This window comes from Luteibacter sahnii (assembly GCF_034063545.1).
Taxonomy (GTDB): domain Bacteria; phylum Pseudomonadota; class Gammaproteobacteria; order Xanthomonadales; family Rhodanobacteraceae; genus Luteibacter; species Luteibacter sahnii.
The window spans coordinates 541,268-558,818 of record NZ_JAQLOK010000002.1; the positions used below are offsets into that span (position 1 = coordinate 541,268).

The following is a 17,551-nucleotide window of genomic DNA, read 5'->3' on the forward strand; positions in this document are numbered from 1 at the left end:
GGGCACTGCATAGGTCACGGGAGATTGATCGGAAGCGCCATGTGAGCTAGCTTTGCGCGCATGCCGAAGTCCTCCGACACCCCCGTTCCCGCGTCGTCCATCGCAGAGTTCGAGCATTCGCTCGACGAACTCGAACAACTGGTCACGCGCATGGAGGGTGGCGAGCTCAGCCTCGACGAATCGCTGAAATCGTTCGAACGCGGCATCGGCCTCTACCGACACTGCCAGACGGCGCTGGAGCAGGCCGAACTGCGCGTGCGCCTGCTGCTCGACCCCGAATCCCCCGAAAACGCCACTCCCTTTGATTCCCGCACCGACTGACCTGCCGGCGCCGCTGAAGGCGCTGGCCGGCCGCGCCGACGATGCCCTCGCGCGCGCCCTTCCCGGCGACGACGCACCGCCCGTCGAACTGCATCGCGCCATGCGCTACGCCGTGCTCGGTGGGGGCAAGCGCATTCGCCCCTTGCTGGTCTACGCCGCCGGCCATGCCCTCGGCGTGGACGACGAACGCCTGGACTCGCCCGCCTGCGCGGTGGAAATCATCCACGCCTACTCGCTCGTGCACGACGACCTTCCGGCGATGGACGACGACGACCTGCGTCGCGGTCGTCCCACCTGCCACATCGTCTTCGGCGAAGCCATGGCGATCCTGGCGGGCGACGCCCTGCAGGCGCTCGCCTTCGAACTCCTGGCCCGCGATGAGCCGAAGATCGACGCGCCAGGCCGCCTCGCCATGCTGCACGCCCTGGGCGCCGCCTGCGGCGCGGAGGGCATGGCCGGTGGCCAGGCCTTCGATCTCTCCGCCGTGGGCAAGCGGCTGACGCTCAGCGAACTGGAGCGGATGCACGCCTACAAAACCGGGGCGTTGATCCGTGCCGCCGTACGGCTCGGCGCCCTCGCCGCCGGCCATCACGACGGCGACCTGCTGGCCCGCCTCGACCGCTACGGACACGCCGTGGGCCTGGCGTTCCAGGTGCGCGATGACATCCTCGACATCGAAGGCGAGTCGTCGGTCATCGGCAAGACCGCGGGAAAGGACGCCGCGGCTGACAAGCCTACGTTTCCGTCGATCATCGGCCTGGACGCCTCACGCGCCCGGCTCGACGATCTGGTGGCCGACGCACTCGACGCGATCGCGCCGCTGGGCCAGCGCGGTGAATGGCTGGCCGATCTGGCACGGTATTCGGCCGCGCGCGGGCACTGATCGCCCGACGCCCTTCGGCGGTCCGACCGCCGAAGGCAACGACGCCGCCTCAGCTCACCAGGCGCAACGCGAACGGATAACGGTAGGTGCCGTCGGAGCTCACCTTGACGGCGGCGATGATGCAGAACACCAGGTTAGCGATCCAGAGCAGCGGCGTGAGCAGCGCACCGATCAGGAGGAACGTGAGAATCCAGCAGATCACGTAGCCGATGAGCACGGTGAGCTGGAAGTTCAGGGCCTCTTTCGCCTCGCTGACGAGATACGTCTTGTCGGCGCGATCCTTGTGCACCAGCCAGACGATCAGCGGCACGAGAATGCTGAAGATGATGCCCGACAGATGCGTGAGCATCGCGAGGTTCTTGTCGTCGGTGTTCGACACCGGCGGCGGTGTGGGCTCGAACGGTGGGGGCGGCGTAAACGAATCGGACGGCGTACTCATGATGCACTGCTCCGTGGGCAAGGTCGGCCCCACTGTCCGATCCGCCCACGGCCGCTGTCAACCGGCCAGAGGTCACTCCCCGGCGATGGTCATCGTCTCGATCAGCCACGAGCCGGTGAGCACGTGGGAGCGGCGATCCACGTCGGCGCCGACGGCCACGAGATTGGCGTACATGTCGCGCAGGTTGGCCGCGATGGTGATTTCTTCGACGGGGTAGGCGATCTGCCCGTTTTCCACCCAGAAACCCGAAGCGCCACGGGAGTAATCGCCGGTGACGATGGACACGCCCTGCCCCATCACTTCGGTCACCAGCAAACCGGTGCCGAGCTTGCGCAGCATGCCGGCGAAATCGTCGTCGCCCGTGCGAACGTAGAGGTTGTGGATGCCGCCGGCGTTACCGGTACTGGTGAGGCCGAGCTTGCGGGCCGAGTAGCTGCCCAGCACATAGCGCGCGAGCACGCCGTCGACCACCAGCGGCGACTCCACCGTGGCGACACCCTCGGCATCGAAGACCGACGAACCCAACCCGCGGGGCACCCGCGGCTTCTCGTCGAGGCGGAACCACGACGGCAGGATGGGCTTGCCCACGTGGTCGACCAGGAAGCTCGACCGGCGATACAGCGAACCGCCGCTCACCGCGCCCAGCAGATGACCGAGCAGCGAGCGGGAGACGTCGGGGGTGAACAGCACGGGCGCCTGGCGGGTGCCCAGCCGGCGCGCGCCCAGGCGCGAGAGCGTGCGCTCGGCGGCCATGCGACCGAGCTCGCCGGCATCCATGAAGTCGTTCGCGTCGCGAACGGTGTCGTACCAGTAATCGCGCTGCATGCCTTCGTCGTCGCCGGCGATCAGGGCCACCGATAGCGAGTGACGGGTGCCCCGCTCGCGCCCGATGAAACCATGCGAATTGGCATACACCGACAGGCTCTGCCCCGCGTTCACGCTCGAACCGTCCGAGTTGGTGATGCCCTGCACCGCGCGCCCGGCGTCTTCGATCGCCCGGCCCAGGTCGATCGCGCGATCGACGTCGACATCCCACGGATGCCACAGATCGAGGTCGGGGAAGTCGGTGGCCATGCGCTCGGCGTCGGCGAGGCCCGCGGCAGGGTCTTCCTCGGTGAAACGGGCGATCGCGCAAGCCTGTTCGATCGTGGCCTGGATGGACTCCGGCTGGAGGTCGGCGGTGCTCGCCGAGCCTTTGCGCTGGCCGAAATAGACCGTGAGGGCGAAGCCGCGGTCGCGGGTGTGTTCGACGGTTTCCACCTCGCCCAGGCGCACGTTGACGTTGAGGCCCACGTCGATGCTGGCCGAGACCTCCGCCTGGCTCGCGCCGGCGGCTTTCGCGCGGCGAATGGTGTCCTCGGCCAGTTGGGCGAGGCGGTCGAGGTCGTTCTGGCTGGTATCGAGGGTGGAAACGTGGCTCACGTGGGCTTCCCGGGGGCTCGTGGGTACAATGTCGGGCCACACGCGGCCCGCCCCACTCAGGTGGGGGCGCGTCGCCCGATCAAAAGCAAGGCACCGGCCATGGTGCCATGGAATCCCTATGAGCATCCGTGTCGGCTACTACCGTCACTACAAGGGCATGCGCTATCGCGTGCTCGGCACCGTACAGCACAGCGAAACGCTGGAGGCGATGGTCCTCTACAAGCCGCTGTATGGCGGTTATGGCCTGACGGTGCGGCCGGCGGCCATGTTCGCCGAGACAATCGAACACGACGGCCGCACGCAGCCCCGCTTCGCCTTCGACGGCGAGGCCGACGACGTGCTGGGCCCGATCCTGGAGCAGATCTCGTGAACCCCTTCGACGATACCCCGCACGACGACGAGGACGACGTCGGCCCCAGCCGCAGTGAAAAGCGCCGCAACGCGCTGGATATCCTCAAGCTGGCCAACCAGCTGGTGGAGCTGCCGCCCAGCCGCATCCCCAAACTTAACCTCCCCGACGACATCGTCGACGAGATCGGCCGCACACGTAAGGTCACCTCGCACATCGCACGCAAACGGCAGATGGCGTACCTGGCCAAGCAGATGCGCCGTCACGGCGACGAGGCCTTCGTGGACGCGCGCGCCGCCCTTGGCGAAGACCGCGACCGCCAGCGCCAGGAGGCCGCGCACATGCACCGCCTGGAAGCGGCGCGCGAAAAACTTCTCGACGGCGGCGATGCCGCGCTGGGCGAACTCTTCGACAGGCATCCCGATCTCGACCGCCAGCACCTGCGCTCGCTCGTGCGCCAGGCACGAGCCGAACGCGAGGCCAACAAGCCGCTGCACGCGTTCCGCGAGATCTACCGCCTGCTGAAAGAACTCGAAGCCAAGGAATGACGCGCCTCGCCCCGGCGTAGGAGCGGACGCTGTCCGCGAACCCGCAGACAACGCACGGCCTCACTCGCACGGTTCATGGGTGAGGTTTCCCGGACCGGGTACGGCCCTACAGCCGGTGGATCAGGCGGCGGTGCCGCCCACGGTCATGCCTTCCACGCGCAGGGTGGGCTGGCCGACGCCGACGGGTACGCTCTGGCCATCCTTGCCGCAGACGCCCACGCCTTCATCGAGGGCGAGATCGTTGCCGATCATCGACACGCGGGTGAGCACGTCGGGGCCGGAGCCCACCAGCGTGGCGCCCTTCACCGGGGCGGTGATCTTGCCGTCCTCGATGAGGTAGGCCTCGCTCGCGGAAAAGACAAACTTGCCGTTGGTGATGTCGACCTGGCCGCCACCGAAATTCACGGCGTAGAGGCCGCGCTTGACCGAACGGATGATTTCGTCCGGCTCGCGATCGCCAGCGAGCATGTAGGTGTTGGTCATGCGTGGCATGGGCAACTGCGCGAACGACTCGCGGCGACCGTTGCCGGTGGGCTTCACGCCCATCAGGCGGGCGTTGAGCTTGTCCTGCATGTAACCCTTGAGAATGCCGTTCTCGATGAGCGTCGTGCACTCGGTGGGCGTGCCTTCGTCGTCGATGCTCAACGAGCCGCGGCGGCCCGGCAGCGTGCCGTCGTCCACCACGGTGACGCCTTCGGCGGCCACGCGCTGGCCGATGCGGCCCGCGAACGCCGAGCTGCCCTTGCGGTTGAAGTCGCCCTCCAGGCCGTGGCCGATGGCCTCGTGCAGCAGCACGCCCGGCCAGCCCGGACCCAGCACCACGGTCATGGTGCCGGCCGGCGCGTCCACCGCCTCGAGATTGACCAGCGCCTGGCGCACGGCTTCTTCCGCGAAGGCATGCGCGCGACCGTTGTCGATCAGCTCACGGTAGCCATAGCGGCCACCGCCGCCGGCATGTCCCTGCTCGCGGCGACCGTTCTGCTCGGCGATCACCTGCACGTTGAGGCGCACCAGCGGCCGCACGTCCGCCGCGAGGGTGCCGTCCGAAGCGGCCACCAGGATCGTGTCGAGCGTGGCCGAAAGACTGACCACCACCTGCTTCACGCGCGGGTCGCGGGAGCGGGCGTAGGCGTCCACCTCGCGCAGCAGGGCGATCTTGTCTTCGTTGGGAAGGCTCTCCACCGGATCGATCGCGGGGTAGAGCCCACGCCCCGTCGCCACCGCGAGCGGCTTGCCCGCGCCAGCGCCGCCCTGGGCGATCGCTCGCGCGGCCCGCGACGCTTCGAGCAGCTGCGGCAACACGATTTCGTCGGAATAGGAGAAGCCGGTCTTCTCGCCGGAGATCGCCCGCACGCCCACGCCCTGTTCGATGGCGTGGTTGCCGTCCTTCACGATGCCCTCTTCCAGCAGCCACGACTCGCTGCGCGAATGCTGGAAATACAGATCGGCTGCGTCGATAGAGGGGCCCATCAGTTGGGAAAACACGCGATCCAGGTCGGTAGCGGCGAGACCGCCCGGGGTAAGCAGGCGACGTTCGGCGAGGGCGATCAGGGAATCCATCGAGGGTACCGGGCAAAAGGTGACAGGCCACGACATGGGGCCCGAAGCCGCCAGCTTAAACCCTTGAGGGCGCTGGGCGAACCTCAGCGGCCAGCCTACGGGGTCGACGTCGCCCCCACCGGTGTGTCCTTGTCGACGGGCGTGATCACCGGCTTATCCCACGAACCGCCGATGTGGTATCGCTTGCGCGCCGCCTGATTGAGGCCATGGCCCAGGAGCCCCTGCACAGCCAGGCCGGCCGCCGCACCCACGGGACCGGCGGCCAACGCCCCCACCACCGGCAGGCTGTTGCCCAGGTGCGGCACGACCAGCATCTGCTGGTCGTAATCGCGGGTGCGCAACCCCGTGCGACCGGTGATCGTGATTTCCGCCGCAGGCGCGCGGATTTTCAGGTTGTGCGTGGTGGCCGTGCCGTCGGCGAACTGGAAATCGCCGGTGATCGCATCGAAGCCGAAACCCTTGCCCAGCACGTCGCCGAAATCCAGCGAAAGGCGGCGCGGCAATTCGGCGACCGATACCAGCCCGAACAGCCGCCCCACGCCGGGCTGGACCTCGAGGATGCGGCCGTTGGCGATGTCGATGCGGAGCGTGCCGTTCATGTTCGCCAGGGCGAGCGCCGACGGGCCACCCGGCCAGGTGGCATCCAGCCGCGCGGAGGTGCGCCCGCCCTGGAAAATACCGACGAAGCCCAGCGCATCGAGCATGCGTGCGACGTCCTCGGCGGCGAAGTCGATCGCCAGGTGCGTGCGGCTGTGCTTGTCGTCGCCGATCCAGTCGCCGGTCGCCGTGATCTGCACCTGTCTGGACTGGGCGCGCAGCTGGTCGACGTGCAGGCCTTCGTCGGTGGGCCAGGTCTCCAGCCGGGCCTCGCCCAGTTTCGCCTTGCCCAGCCGCATGTCGCTGACGTGCAGGTGGAGAGGCGGCAGGCTCGACGGGGCTACGCCGGCCTCGTTCGAATCGGCGGGCTTCTTCGCGCCCGCATCCTCCGCCCGGGCGACCGTGGCCGCGGTCGCCGTGGCCGCACCGGCCACGACCTTGCCCTTCCTGGCTGCGTCGGCGGCATCGTCCGCCGCCGGCCACCAGAGCCGGTCCATGCGCGCAGTGATGCCGCGGCGGCGCAGGTCGTCGTTGGGCACCGTCAGCTGTCCTGCCATGCCGTCGCTGTCCACACGTAGCGCGAGCTCGGTTGGGCCCGGTTTCGCGACAAGGTGCATGTTGGCGAAATGCTGGCCGAACACCTCGCCGTCGTCGGCGGAGAGGTCGAGCCCGTACAGACCGGGCCCCCCGTTGCCGGACGCCATGCCGACCACGTATTGGACCCAGCCGGACACGTCGAGGTTCGTGGCATGCCCGCCAAAGAGATAACCTTCCGGCGGCAGCGTCGACGGCACGGCGCTGCCGAGGTTGAAGGCCGCCGCCATCGGTACGCGCCGCGAATCGTCGGGAAGACGCAGGCGACCGCGCACGACGTCACCCAGGGCGAGGTCCAGCGAGGCGCCCTCGACGGGCAGGCCGACGCGCACCGACAGCGGCTGCGGCGACGCGGCCGGCTTCTTCACGGGCGTGGGCATGCGCAATTCCACGCCGCGCAGGTCGGAGTTCACCGTGAGCCATTGCGTCGCCGGGCCTTGGTCGGCCCGGTCGAGTTCGAAGCCGACGCGGAACGTGCCCCGCCCTCTCCCGATGTCACCCAGCCACTTGAGCGTGTCGTAACCGGAAACGAGTTCGGCGACGGTAAAACCGCCCGTCAGCGTCGCATCGACGATCTTCGAAGGGTCGCTCGTGCCGCCGGCGATCGCCACGTCGAGGGTCGCCGGCTGGCCCTGGAACGCGGTCTTGAGGCCTGTCGCACGGAAACCCTTGCCGTCGAATGCCATGTCGCCGGTGATCTTGTCGAGGCGGAGCTTCCAGGTGTCGGCGACGAGGTCGGCGTCGCGGATGGTGGCCTTGCCGTCGAGGGTGAAATCCTGCGCATGTTTCATCGGCAGCGTCAGGTTGAAGCCGAACTCGCCCGTACCGCCCAGTTGCATCTTGTCGAGCGCGTCGCGGCTGCTCGCGCCCACCGGGCTGTTCTTGACGAAGTCGAGGTAGCTCGCCCCCGTGCCGGCGCCGCTCACGCGCAGGTCGAGAACCCCGTCGCCGAAATCGGCGATGTCCGCCGTCGCGTGACTGATCGCGTTGCCCAGCGCATGGCCTTCGCTCGCGTCGACGGACATGCCGTTGTCGACGAAACTCGCGCTAGCCGCGATGCCTTCGGCACGCGGCCAGCCCGTGCCGTAATCCAGCACCGTATCGTCGATGTCCACGTGGCCTTCGAAACGCCCCTCCTGGTTGCGGAAGGGGAAGTCGCGCAGGTTGCCTCGGAACAGCGCCGAACCGCTACGGATATGGCCCGACACCAGGGCTCGGTTGAGCCAGTTCCTTGACCCTTCGGACATTGAGTGCACCGGCCAGAAAAGCTTCGCGGCCGTCACCTCGCCCTCTCCCAGCGCGACGTACATGTCCATGAAGGGTCCGCCGTCGCCCGCTGGCAACACGAGGTCACCGCGCACCTGGCCGCCATAGCCCTGGCCGCGAACGTCGAGCGGATCGACACCGATGTGCCAGGCCCCGTCGTCATCCTGGTAGGCGGCGATGTCGCCCCCCAGCCCGGACATCGCCAACGGGTGGGCGAACACGCCCGTGGCGTCGATCGTGGTGGGCTGCGTGGGCAGGTGCAAGGCGACGGCCTCGGGGTCGCCCGAGATCTCGCCATGCAGCGACGAGATGCCCGGCAACGTGCCGCTGGCGTCGATGCCCAGGCCGGCGAATGACGCATGCGCGAAACGAAGGCCGGTTTGTCCGTTCCACTCCACGCGTACGTCGTCAAGACGACCCCGGGGTCGCCCCTCGCCGAGCCACCGCGCGAGCGACGGCGACAGTTGCGGCAGCACCCCGGCCCAGGGCGCCAGGGGCGCCAGCTCAAGATGGCGCGCGACGACGGTCGCCCGTGGCGCGTCGCTGTCACGGCTCAACAGCACGGCCACGTCGCTACCGTCGGTGCCGGCCCAGTCGAGCCGGCGCTGGCCGAGCCGTGCATCCAGGTGCATGTCGAAAAGGCCATGCAGGCCCGAGGTGGCGATCGTGCGGTCGGCCTCGCGAACCTTCAGGCCCTCCAGATCGACGCGCGAGGTGGCTCGCACCACATGCGCGTCGCGCCACTGCAGCCAGGTCTCGAAGCTGCCGCGGCCGGCCGCCAGCGAACGGCCGTCGAGATCGATGTCCGCGGTGAGCGCGGCGAAGTCGAGGTCACTGCCCTTGAGGTAGAGCGTGCCCGAGGACGCATCCTCGGCGAAACGCGCGGCGGCGGTCAGGACCCCGCCGCCGTTGTCACGGCGGAGGATGCCGCCCGCGCGCACCGTGTGCCCCTGCAGGCTGACGCGGACCTGGTCGGCGATGACGCCATAGTGGCGCTTCGAGGCATCATCGGTGACGTCCAGGCGCAGGTTGCTCAGCCACAGGTCGGCGGAAAGGTGATCCAGCGAGATCGTCTGCGAACGGCCACCGGCGTTGAAACCGTCCACGCTCCAGCGCCCGTCGACGTCGCGGCGCAGGCCCACGTGCAGGTCGGCCAGGCGAAGATTGAGCAGGTGGCGCGACGGCAGCACGAGGCCGCCGAAATCGAGCTTGAGCGCAGCCGTCGGCAGGTGCAGCGGCGGGGCGCCGTTCTCGCCCGCCACGCTGACGTCGCGCATCGTGAACAGGGGACCGGATGGCTGCCAGAAGCCCTCCAGCGAACGGAACGTCACCGGCCTGCCGAGCCTGTCGCTCAGCAGCGCCGCGATACGCGAGGGATAACGCGCAGCCAGGGGCAGCAGCAGCTGGCCCAGGGCCATGACGATCGCGAGCGCGATGAACACGCTCGCGACCCATCCAAAGAGGAAAAACCGCAGGCGTCGTAGGCGATGGCGCCAGGCCGGATTCACCGGCCGCCGTCCCGGCGGCGCCGGGTGGATGTGCGGTCAGAGGAGAACAACATCGAACTGTTCCTGCGAATAATGCTCTTCGGCCTGGAAGCGTATGCTCTTGGCGATGAATTCCTCCAGTTCGGCGACCGCGGCCGATTCCTCCTCCAGGATGCGGCCGACCACCTTCGGGCTCGCCATGACCAGCAGCTTCTGCGCATTGAACTGGCGCACGGCACGGGTGATCTCGCGGAAGATCTCGTAGATCACCGTCTCAGCGGTCTTCAGCGTGCCACGGCCGCTGCACGCCGGGCACGGTTCGCACAGCTGGCGCTCGAGGCTTTCGGTGGTGCGCTTGCGCGTCATCTCCACCAGGCCCAGCGCCGACATGGGATAGACGGTGGTCTTGGCGTGGTCGCGTTGCAGGCCCTTTTCGAGCATGCGCAGCACCTGGCGCTTGTGTTCGTCGTCGATCATGTCGATGAAGTCGATGATCACGATGCCGCCGAGGTTGCGCAGCCGCAACTGTCGCGCGGCCGCCTGCGCCGCTTCCAGGTTGGTGCGGTAGACGGTTTCCTCGAGGTTGCGGCTGCCGAGGTAGCCGCCCGTGTTCACGTCGATGGTTGTCATCGCTTCGGTCTGGTCGACGATCAGGTAACCGCCCGACTTCAGCGGCACCTCCTTGCGCAGCGCACGCTGGATCTCGTCTTCCACGCCGTAGAGGTCGAAGATCGGGCGTTCGCCGGAATAATGTTCGATGCGGTCGGACAGCACCGGCATGAACTTCTGCACGAATTTGACCGTCTTCTCGTAGGTTTCGCGTGAATCCACGCGAACCTTCTCGATGCCTTCGTTCAAGGCGTCGCGCAGCGACCGCAGGGGCAGCGACAGCTCCTCGTAGACGCGCTCGCCCACCTTGGCCCTGGCGATGTTCTCCTGCACCACGCGCCACACCTTGCCCAGGTAGGTGACGTCGAAGGCCAGGGATTCTTCCGACTGGCCCTCGGCATTGGTGCGGACGATATAACCCAGGGGATTTTCGCCGATGAGCGGCGTGATGACGTCCTTCAGGCGCTGGCGCTCGGCATCGTCCTCGATGCGCACCGACACGCCCAACGTGCGTGAATGCGGCAGCAGCACGAGATAGCGCGACGGAATCGACAGGTGCGTGGACAGCCGTGCGCCCTTGCTGCCGATGGGATCCTTCACCACCTGGACGACGATTTCCTGTCCTTCGTGGACAAGCTCGCTGATCGGCGGCACCGGGCCGTGGCCGCTGGATTTGCCGCCCTCGGCGCCCTCGGTGGCCTGCAGCGGCGCCCTCACGATGTCGGACGCGTGCAGGAACGCGGCCCGTTCGAGACCGATTTCGACGAACACCGCCTGCATGCCGGGCATCACGCGCTGGACGCGGCCCTTGTACACGTTGCCGACGTAGCCGCGTTTCTGGGCACGCTCGACGTGGACCTCTTGCAGCATGCCGTTCTCGACGATCGCCACGCGTGTCTCACGCGGCGTGACATTAATCAGGATCTCCTCGCTCACCGCGGCCCCTCTCCTTCGATTCCCCGCTTTATAGCCCGCGCGAGGATGACCTGTCACTGACCCGCGAGGAGCTGGGAAGTTTCGTAGAGCGGCAGGCCCATCACGCCCGAGTATGACCCGGACAGATGGGCCACGAAGGCCGCTGCGCGACCCTGGATGGCGTACGCGCCGGCCTTGCCGAAGCATTCGCCGCTTTCGACGTACGCGGCGATCACGGCGTCGGACAGGCGCGCGAAGCGCACTGTGGAGACGGCGACCGCCTCGCGCTCGCGATCGGCGTCGATCAGCCACACGGACGACACCACGCGGTGTTCGACCCCTGACAGCCGACGAAGCATCGCGGCGGCATCGACGGCGTCGCGCGGCTTGCCAAAGACGGTGCCGTCCAGGATCACCTCGGTATCGGCCCCGAGTACGCGCGCGATCGGCTCGGCGCCCACGACGGCGAACCCGGCGCGGGCCTTGTCGCGGGCCACGCGCGATACATAGGCCTCCGGCGCTTCGCCGGGCCGGTGCACTTCCGCCACCTCGACATCGAGCGTGCGGTGTTCCACGCCGATCTGACCGAGGAGTTCGCGACGACGCGGTGACTGTGAGGCCAGGTAGAGCACGGGAGGATCCTTCAGGCGCGGTGGTAAGGATGCCCGGCCACCAGCGTGGTGGCGCGGTAGAGCTGTTCGGCGAGCACCAGCCGCACCAGCATGTGCGGCAAGGTCAGTGGCCCCAGCGACCAGCGCTGGTCGGCGCGAGCGAGCACCTCGGGCGCGTGCCCGTCCGGGCCGCCGATGAGAAAGGCGAGATCGCGACCGCCCATGCGCCATTGCTCAAGCTGGCGGGCGAGGTCTTCGCTGGACCAGGTCTTGCCGCGTCCGTCGAGGGCGACGACGTGGATATCACGCGGCAGCGCCGCCAGGATGGCGGCGCCCTCGTCGAGGATCGCGCGGGCATCGTCGCGGCCCTTGCCGCGCACGCCCGGCCGGATTTCGGTCAGGTCAAGCGGCAACTCGTGGGAAAGCCGCTTGCGGTACTCGGAAAAGCCCTCGGCCACCCAGGCCGGCATGCGCTCACCGACGGCGATGAGACGCGCCTTCACGGCGCTGTCAGTCGTTGGCGGCTTCGGGCGGGGCGTCGTCGCCGACCGTCCAAAGGCGCTCGAGGCCGTAGAACTCGCGGATGCGCGGCAGCATCACGTGGACGATGATGTCGCCCAGGTCGACCAGCACCCATTCGGCCTCGGCCTGGCCCTCGACGCCCAGCGGCATCACGCCGGCTTCCTTCGCGAACTTGACCACCTCGTCGGCGATCGACTTCACGTGGCGGGCGGAGGTGCCCGAGGCGATGAACAGGATATCGGCGATGGAGGTCTTGCCACGGACGTCGATTTCGCGGACGTCCTTTGCCTTGAGGTCGTCCAGTGCGGTCGCGACGCGCTGGCGCAGGTGTTCGTTGCTGGCGGCGGACTTGGACTTGCGGGGGGCGGACGAACTCAAGATGCGAAAACCTCGTGCGGCGGGAATGCCGGTTGGGGCGGATTATACCCGCCCCCGGCGCTCGTCGCGTCAATAACTCACGGCGCGGGAGTGGCCAGGGCGCGGTAGGGCGCCAGCAGCGCCTCGTCGGCGAAGCATGCCGAGGGCATCAGGAAACGGGGCTCATGCCCGGCCGCGAACGACTCGCGGATGGCGGTGGCGGCGATGTCCAGGGGGGTGATGGCGATATCGACCACGGTGCCCGCCGGTCCGTCGACGCGGGTCGCGTGGCGATGCCGGACGAATGCCGCCAGCTCGTCGGCCATCGCGTGGGCACTGCCCGGCCGGGTCAGCACGCCGACGTGCGCGAGGTCGAACAGGCGCTGCCACTGGTGCCAGGAGGCAAGGCCAGCGAACGCGTCGGCACCGACCAGCAGGACCAGCGGCCGGTCGGGGCCGATCTCGGCACGCAGCGACGCCAGGGTATCGACGGTAAACGAGGGGCCTTCGCGGTCAAGCTCGCGGGTGTCGATGGCGAGCCGGGCTTGCCCGGCGAGCGCGGCGCGCAACAGCGCGACCCGCTCCGCGGCGTCGGCAACCGGAGGGGGACGATGCGGCGGCGTGCGGGCCGGCACCATGCGTACGTCGGCATCGAGGGCTTCGGCCGCTTCCCAGGCACCTCGCAGGTGACCGTGGTGGACCGGGTCGAACGTGCCGCCGAGGATGGCGAGCGGGCGAAGACGGGTCATGCGAGGGCGGTCGCGGCACGCGGCTCGGCGATGGCGGCCACCAGCCGCTCGGCCTCGAGCCAGGCATCGCCCTGCTCCCGGCCCTTGGCCATGCGATCGATGCGCGCCGCACGGGCCAGACACGCCAGCCAGTGCTCGCGTGGCGCACGCCGCAGCGCTTTGCGGAACAACTGCTCGCGGGCCGGCCACAGGCGCTCTGCCTTGGCCTGCGCGCCGAAGTCGCGCGCGTTCGCCAGGCGCAGCGCGAGCTGCAGCTGGTTCACCATCCAGCCCATGAGGGCAATGAGCTCCTCGCCTTCGGCGTGCAGCCCGGCGAGGATGCGCAGGGCCCGGGCACCCTCGCCGGCGAACGCGGCGTCGGTGAGCTTGAACGCATCGAACCGGGCGCTGTCGGCCACGAGGGATTCGAGCGTGGCGGCGTCCAGCCGGCGATCGCCAGCGAGCACCACGAGCTTGTCGATCTCCTGGGCGGCGGCGAGAAGGTTGCCCTCCACCCGTTCGGCGAGCATGGCCACCGCGTCGGGCGCGGCCTGCACGCCCCGCGAGGAAAGGCGCGAACCCACCCACGAGGCCCATTCGTGCGGACGTGGGGCCTGAAACACCATCTGGATGCCGGCCTGGTCGACGGTCTTGGTCCAGGCCGCTTCGTGCTTGCTGCTCCACTCCGTCGCGGTGATCAGCAGAGTGGTATCCGGCGGCGGCTGGCTGGCGAAGGCGGTGATCGCGGCACCACCGTCCTTGCCGGCCCGGCCACCGGCCAGGCGCAGGTCGAGCAGGCGCTGGGTGGCGAATAGCGAGAGGCCGGCCGAGGCCCGGGCCAGGTCGTCCCAGTCGAACCGGCTGTCCGCCTCGAGCACTTCGCGTTCGGCGTACCCCAGCCGGCGCGCCATCGCCCGCACCGCGTCCGCGGCCTCAAGCACCAGCAGCTCTTCGCCCACCAGCAGGTACACCGGCGCCATTCGGTCGCCGGCGAGGTGCTTCTGCCACGCACCGGGGCTCATGGGCACGACGCCGCTCCCGTTACGTGCCGGCGGGCTTGGCCACGGTCGAATGCGCACCGGCCGCCTGGAGGCGGAACAGGATCGACTGCACCATGTCGCCGATCAGGCTGCGCTGCAGCTCCTCGGTCTGACTGGCCGTGCCGATGGTGTTGGTGGCGTCGTAGCTGAACTCGCGCGACATGTCGACCGACTGCGACGGCACGATCGGCGTGCCGTCGCCGGCCCGCACGTTGAAATCGACGTGGTAGCGCACCGCGTATTCGGTGACGCGGGCGGTGCCGCTCACCGTCAGCGAGTCGGTACGGAACGCGTTGTTGGTGACGGCGACCTCGGCCGTGTCCACGCCCGGCTTGTCGACGATTTCGGCACCGGAGTTTTCCAGGGCCCGGGTCAGGTCGCGCTCGAGCATGCCGCCCCCCGAGACCGTCAGGTGGACCTTCTTCATCCCCGCCGGCAGCGAGGCCGACTGCCGGAGATGGAAGCCGCAGCCGGCGAGCAGGGCGACGGCGGTGGCGACCAGGACGGCGCGCAGCGGGCGGAAACGATTGGGGATCATGGTTATCCTGCGACGATGTTGACGATCTTGCCGGGCACGACGATGACCTTGCGCACGGTCAGCCCCTCGAGCTGGGCGGCCACCTGTGGCACCGACCGGGCCAGCGCCTCGGCCTCGTCCTTGGACGCCGCCGCCGGCACCTCGATGGTAGCGCGAAGCTTGCCGTTGACCTGAACGGCGTAGGTCAGCGAATCGCGCACGAGCGCGGTGGTGTCCACCGCCGGCCAGCCGGCATCCTCCACGAGCGTTTCGCCGTGGCCAAGCGTCTGCCACAGCGCATGCGCGATGTGCGGGGTGAACGGATTGATCAGCTGCACCACGGCAGTGAACGCCTCCTGGCGCAGCGCCCGGCCGTCGGCGCTGGCGTCGTCGAAGCGTCCCAGCGCGTTGAGCAGTTCCATCAGCGCCGCGATCGCCGTATTGAACGACTGGCGGCGACCGATATCGTCGGTGACCTTCTGGATGGTCTCGTGCAGCTGGCGCCGCAGCGTCTTGCGCGCGAGGACATCGCCCTCGCCCGCCTCGGGCCGGCTCTCGGCGTGCGCGGCCACGTCGCGCCACAGGCGGCGCAGGAACCGCGCCATGCCTTCCACGCCGGCCTCGTTCCACTCCAGCGACTGGTCGGCGGGTGCGGCGAACATCGAGAACAGGCGCACCGTGTCGGCGCCGTAGCGGGCGATCATCGCCTGCGGATCCACGCCGTTGTTCTTCGACTTGGACATCTTCTCGGTGCCGCCGATCTCCACCGGCCGGCCGTCGTCGCGCAACGTGGCGCCCACGATGCGACCGCGCTCGTCGCGCTGCACGTCGACATCGGCCGGGTTGAACCACGTGCTGGAGCCGTCGTCTTCCTTGCGGAAGTAGGTTTCGGCGATGACCATGCCCTGGCAGAGCAGGTTGGTGGCCGGCTCGTCGCTGTTCACCAGCCCTTCGTCGCGCATGAGCTTGTGGTAGAAGCGGAAATACAGCAGGTGGAGGATCGCGTGCTCGATGCCGCCGATGTATTGATCGACCGGCGTCCAGTAGTTGGCGCGTTCGTCCACCTGGGCGTCGGCACCGGGGCTGGTGTAGCGCGCGTAATACCAGCTCGATTCCATGAAGGTGTCGAAAGTGTCGGTTTCGCGCTCGGCCGGACCGCCGCATGACGGACAGGTGGTCTTGCGCCACGCGGGGTCGGCCTTGATCGGCGACTGCACGCCCGAGAAAGCGACGTCCTCGGGCAGCACGACCGGCAACTGGTCTTCCGGCACGGGCACCGCGTCGCAGGTGGGGCAGTAGATGACCGGGATGGGGCAGCCCCAGTAACGCTGGCGGCTGACGCCCCAGTCGCGGATGCGCCAGTTGACCCGGCGCGCGCCCCGGCCGGCGGCCTCCAGACGCGAGGCGATCGCCTCGAACGCCGCGTCGAAATCCAGACCATCGAAGTCGCCTGAGTTCACCAGGTAACCGTGCTCGGTGTAGGCGCCGACCTGCTGGATGTCGCTTTCGAACGAGCGCACGGTCTCGACCGCGGCGGAGGTGGCATAGGCGTCGGTCTGGCCGCCGTCCAGGGCGTTCTGGGTGGCGTCGGCCGACTCGCCCCTGCCGAGGTCGCGCGCCATTTCGGCCAGCGCGTCGAGCACGCCGCGATCGACGACCACCATGCGGATCGGCAACGAATACGCCTGGGCGAATTCCCAGTCACGCTGGTCGTGGCCGGGCACGGCCATGACGGCGCCGGTGCCGTACCCCATCAGCACGAAGTTGGCCACCCACACCGGCACCTTCTCGCCGGTGATCGGGTGGATCGCGTCCACGCCGGTGTAGTAACCCCGCTTTTCCTGGGTTTCCAGCTCGGCCTCGGAAACCCCGCCGGACTTGCAGCTTTCGATGAAGGCCGCGAGGCCGGCGTCGCTTTCGGCCGCGCGAACGGCGATGGGGTGCTCGGCGGCCACGGCCACGTAGGAGACGCCCATCAGGGTGTCCGGCCGGGTGGTGAACACGGTCAACGGTTCGGCCTGGCCTTCGACGTCGAAGGTGATGTCCAGACCCTGCGAGCGACCCAGCCAGTTGCGCTGCATGGTCTTGACCGCGTCCGGCCAACCCGGAAGCGTATCCAGGCCATCGAGCAGTTCCTGCGCGTAGGCGGTGATCTTCAGGAACCACTGCGGGATTTCACGCTTCTCGACCGTGGCGCCGGAGCGCCAGCCCTTGCCGTCGATGACCTGCTCGTTGGCCAGCACGGTCTGGTCGACCGGGTCCCAATTCACCACGCTGTTCTTGCGGTAGACCAGGCCCTTCTTCATCAGCCGGGTGAACATCTGCTGTTCCCAGCGGTAATACTCGGGGCGGCAGGTGGTGACCTCGCGGGTCCAGTCGTAGGCGAAACCCATGCGCTTGAGCTGCTCGCGCATGTGTTCGATGTTCTTGTAGGTCCACTTCGCCGGCGCGGTTTTGTTCTTGATGGCCGCGTTTTCGGCCGGCAGGCCGAACGCGTCCCAGCCCATCGGCTGCAACACGTTCTTGCCCTGCTGGCGCTGGAACCGGCTGATCACGTCGCCGATGGTGTAATTGCGCACGTGGCCCATGTGCAGCGCACCGGACGGATAGGGCAGCATCGAGAGGCAGTAAAACTTCGGCTTGCCGGCGTCTTCGGTCACTTCGAAGGCGCGGGTGTCCTGCCAGAAGCGCTGGGCGGCGGTCTCGACGGCGTCGGGGGCGTAGCCGCCCGGGTCGCGCATTCCCTGGTCGTGGGTGTCCTGCATGTGTCTGGGTACCGGTTCGAA

16 protein-coding genes are annotated in these 17,551 nt (G+C 68.5%); 4 read left to right on the top strand and 12 right to left on the bottom strand.

Features of this window, described 5'->3' with window-relative positions:
- Positions 1–60 precede the first annotated feature (60 nt).
- Positions 61–321, top strand: coding sequence for an exodeoxyribonuclease VII small subunit (locus PI246_RS07800; RefSeq protein WP_320550719.1), 261 nt, complete (start codon positions 61–63; stop codon positions 319–321).
- Complete coding sequence (ispA, locus tag PI246_RS07805; protein WP_320551212.1) at positions 305–1,204, top strand: (2E,6E)-farnesyl diphosphate synthase; 900 nt, start codon at positions 305–307, stop codon at positions 1,202–1,204. The genes PI246_RS07800 and ispA overlap by 17 nt, the downstream gene beginning before the upstream one ends.
- A gap of 49 nt (positions 1,205–1,253) precedes the next feature.
- Here the strand turns inward: ispA and PI246_RS07810 are convergent, their stop codons facing one another.
- Positions 1,254–1,643, bottom strand: a complete 390-nt coding sequence (locus PI246_RS07810; protein WP_320550720.1) for a DUF4870 domain-containing protein — start codon at positions 1,641–1,643, stop codon at positions 1,254–1,256.
- A 72-nt stretch (positions 1,644–1,715) separates the two neighbouring features.
- Positions 1,716–3,065 carry a metalloprotease PmbA gene (pmbA, locus tag PI246_RS07815; RefSeq protein ID WP_320550721.1) on the bottom strand — a complete coding sequence of 450 codons (1,350 nt, stop codon included), beginning with the start codon at positions 3,063–3,065 and terminating at the stop codon, positions 1,716–1,718.
- A gap of 118 nt (positions 3,066–3,183) precedes the next feature.
- Between pmbA and PI246_RS07820 the strand changes: the two genes are divergently transcribed.
- Positions 3,184–3,435: a DUF1653 domain-containing protein gene (locus PI246_RS07820; protein WP_320550722.1), complete on the top strand. Its 252-nt coding sequence runs from the start codon at positions 3,184–3,186 to the stop codon at positions 3,433–3,435.
- Entirely contained in the window at positions 3,432–3,962 is a 531-nt protein-coding gene (yjgA, locus tag PI246_RS07825) for a ribosome biogenesis factor YjgA (RefSeq protein WP_320550723.1), read from the top strand. The genes PI246_RS07820 and yjgA overlap by 4 nt, the downstream gene beginning before the upstream one ends.
- A 120-nt stretch (positions 3,963–4,082) precedes the next feature.
- Here yjgA and tldD read toward each other — a convergent pair whose 3' ends face one another.
- The 10 genes from tldD to leuS all read right to left on the bottom strand — a co-directional run bounded on the left by tldD (position 4,083) and on the right by leuS (position 17,530).
- Positions 4,083–5,522, bottom strand: a complete 1,440-nt coding sequence (gene tldD, locus PI246_RS07830) for a metalloprotease TldD (protein ID WP_320550724.1) — start codon at positions 5,520–5,522, stop codon at positions 4,083–4,085.
- A gap of 95 nt (positions 5,523–5,617) precedes the next feature.
- Positions 5,618–9,487, bottom strand: a complete 3,870-nt coding sequence (locus PI246_RS07835; RefSeq protein ID WP_320550725.1) for a YhdP family protein — start codon at positions 9,485–9,487, stop codon at positions 5,618–5,620.
- A gap of 36 nt (positions 9,488–9,523) precedes the next feature.
- Entirely contained in the window at positions 9,524–11,011 is a 1,488-nt protein-coding gene (rng, locus tag PI246_RS07840; RefSeq protein ID WP_320550726.1) for a ribonuclease G, read from the bottom strand.
- Positions 11,012–11,064: 53 nt separating this feature from the next.
- Positions 11,065–11,622 (bottom strand): Maf family protein, encoded by a 558-nt coding sequence (locus PI246_RS07845; protein ID WP_320550727.1) that lies wholly within the window; start codon positions 11,620–11,622, stop codon positions 11,065–11,067.
- An 11-nt stretch (positions 11,623–11,633) separates the two neighbouring features.
- Positions 11,634–12,104 (bottom strand): 23S rRNA (pseudouridine(1915)-N(3))-methyltransferase RlmH, encoded by a 471-nt coding sequence (gene rlmH, locus PI246_RS07850; protein WP_320550728.1) that lies wholly within the window; start codon positions 12,102–12,104, stop codon positions 11,634–11,636.
- A 7-nt stretch (positions 12,105–12,111) separates the two neighbouring features.
- Complete coding sequence (gene rsfS, locus PI246_RS07855) at positions 12,112–12,501, bottom strand: ribosome silencing factor (protein ID WP_407069791.1); 390 nt, start codon at positions 12,499–12,501, stop codon at positions 12,112–12,114.
- Between the two features lie 77 nt (positions 12,502–12,578).
- A complete protein-coding gene (gene nadD, locus PI246_RS07860) occupies positions 12,579–13,229 on the bottom strand; it encodes a nicotinate-nucleotide adenylyltransferase (protein WP_320550729.1) in 651 nt (216 codons plus the stop codon).
- A complete protein-coding gene (holA, locus tag PI246_RS07865) occupies positions 13,226–14,230 on the bottom strand; it encodes a DNA polymerase III subunit delta (RefSeq protein ID WP_320550730.1) in 1,005 nt (334 codons plus the stop codon). The genes nadD and holA overlap by 4 nt, the downstream gene beginning before the upstream one ends.
- 19 nt (positions 14,231–14,249) lie before the next feature.
- Positions 14,250–14,786, bottom strand: a complete 537-nt coding sequence (locus PI246_RS07870; protein WP_320550731.1) for an LPS-assembly lipoprotein LptE — start codon at positions 14,784–14,786, stop codon at positions 14,250–14,252.
- 2 nt (positions 14,787–14,788) lie between these two features.
- Positions 14,789–17,530: a leucine--tRNA ligase gene (leuS, locus tag PI246_RS07875; protein ID WP_320550732.1), complete on the bottom strand. Its 2,742-nt coding sequence runs from the start codon at positions 17,528–17,530 to the stop codon at positions 14,789–14,791.
- Positions 17,531–17,551 lie beyond the last annotated feature (21 nt).

Bases quoted from the DNA above. Each gene is read 5' to 3' on its own strand.
- holA (WP_320550730.1), bottom strand. From the start codon at position 14,230: ATGAGCCCCGGTGCGTGGCAGAAGCACCTCGCCGGCGACCGAATGGCG.
- PI246_RS07820 (WP_320550722.1), top strand. From the start codon at position 3,184: ATGAGCATCCGTGTCGGCTACTACCGTCACTACAAGGGCATGCGCTAT.
- nadD (WP_320550729.1), bottom strand. From the start codon at position 13,229: ATGACCCGTCTTCGCCCGCTCGCCATCCTCGGCGGCACGTTCGACCCG.
- PI246_RS07810 (WP_320550720.1), bottom strand. From the start codon at position 1,643: ATGAGTACGCCGTCCGATTCGTTTACGCCGCCCCCACCGTTCGAGCCC.
- PI246_RS07800 (WP_320550719.1), top strand. From the start codon at position 61: ATGCCGAAGTCCTCCGACACCCCCGTTCCCGCGTCGTCCATCGCAGAG.
- leuS (WP_320550732.1), bottom strand. From the start codon at position 17,530: ATGCAGGACACCCACGACCAGGGAATGCGCGACCCGGGCGGCTACGCC.
- PI246_RS07870 (WP_320550731.1), bottom strand. From the start codon at position 14,786: ATGATCCCCAATCGTTTCCGCCCGCTGCGCGCCGTCCTGGTCGCCACC.
- tldD (WP_320550724.1), bottom strand. From the start codon at position 5,522: ATGGATTCCCTGATCGCCCTCGCCGAACGTCGCCTGCTTACCCCGGGC.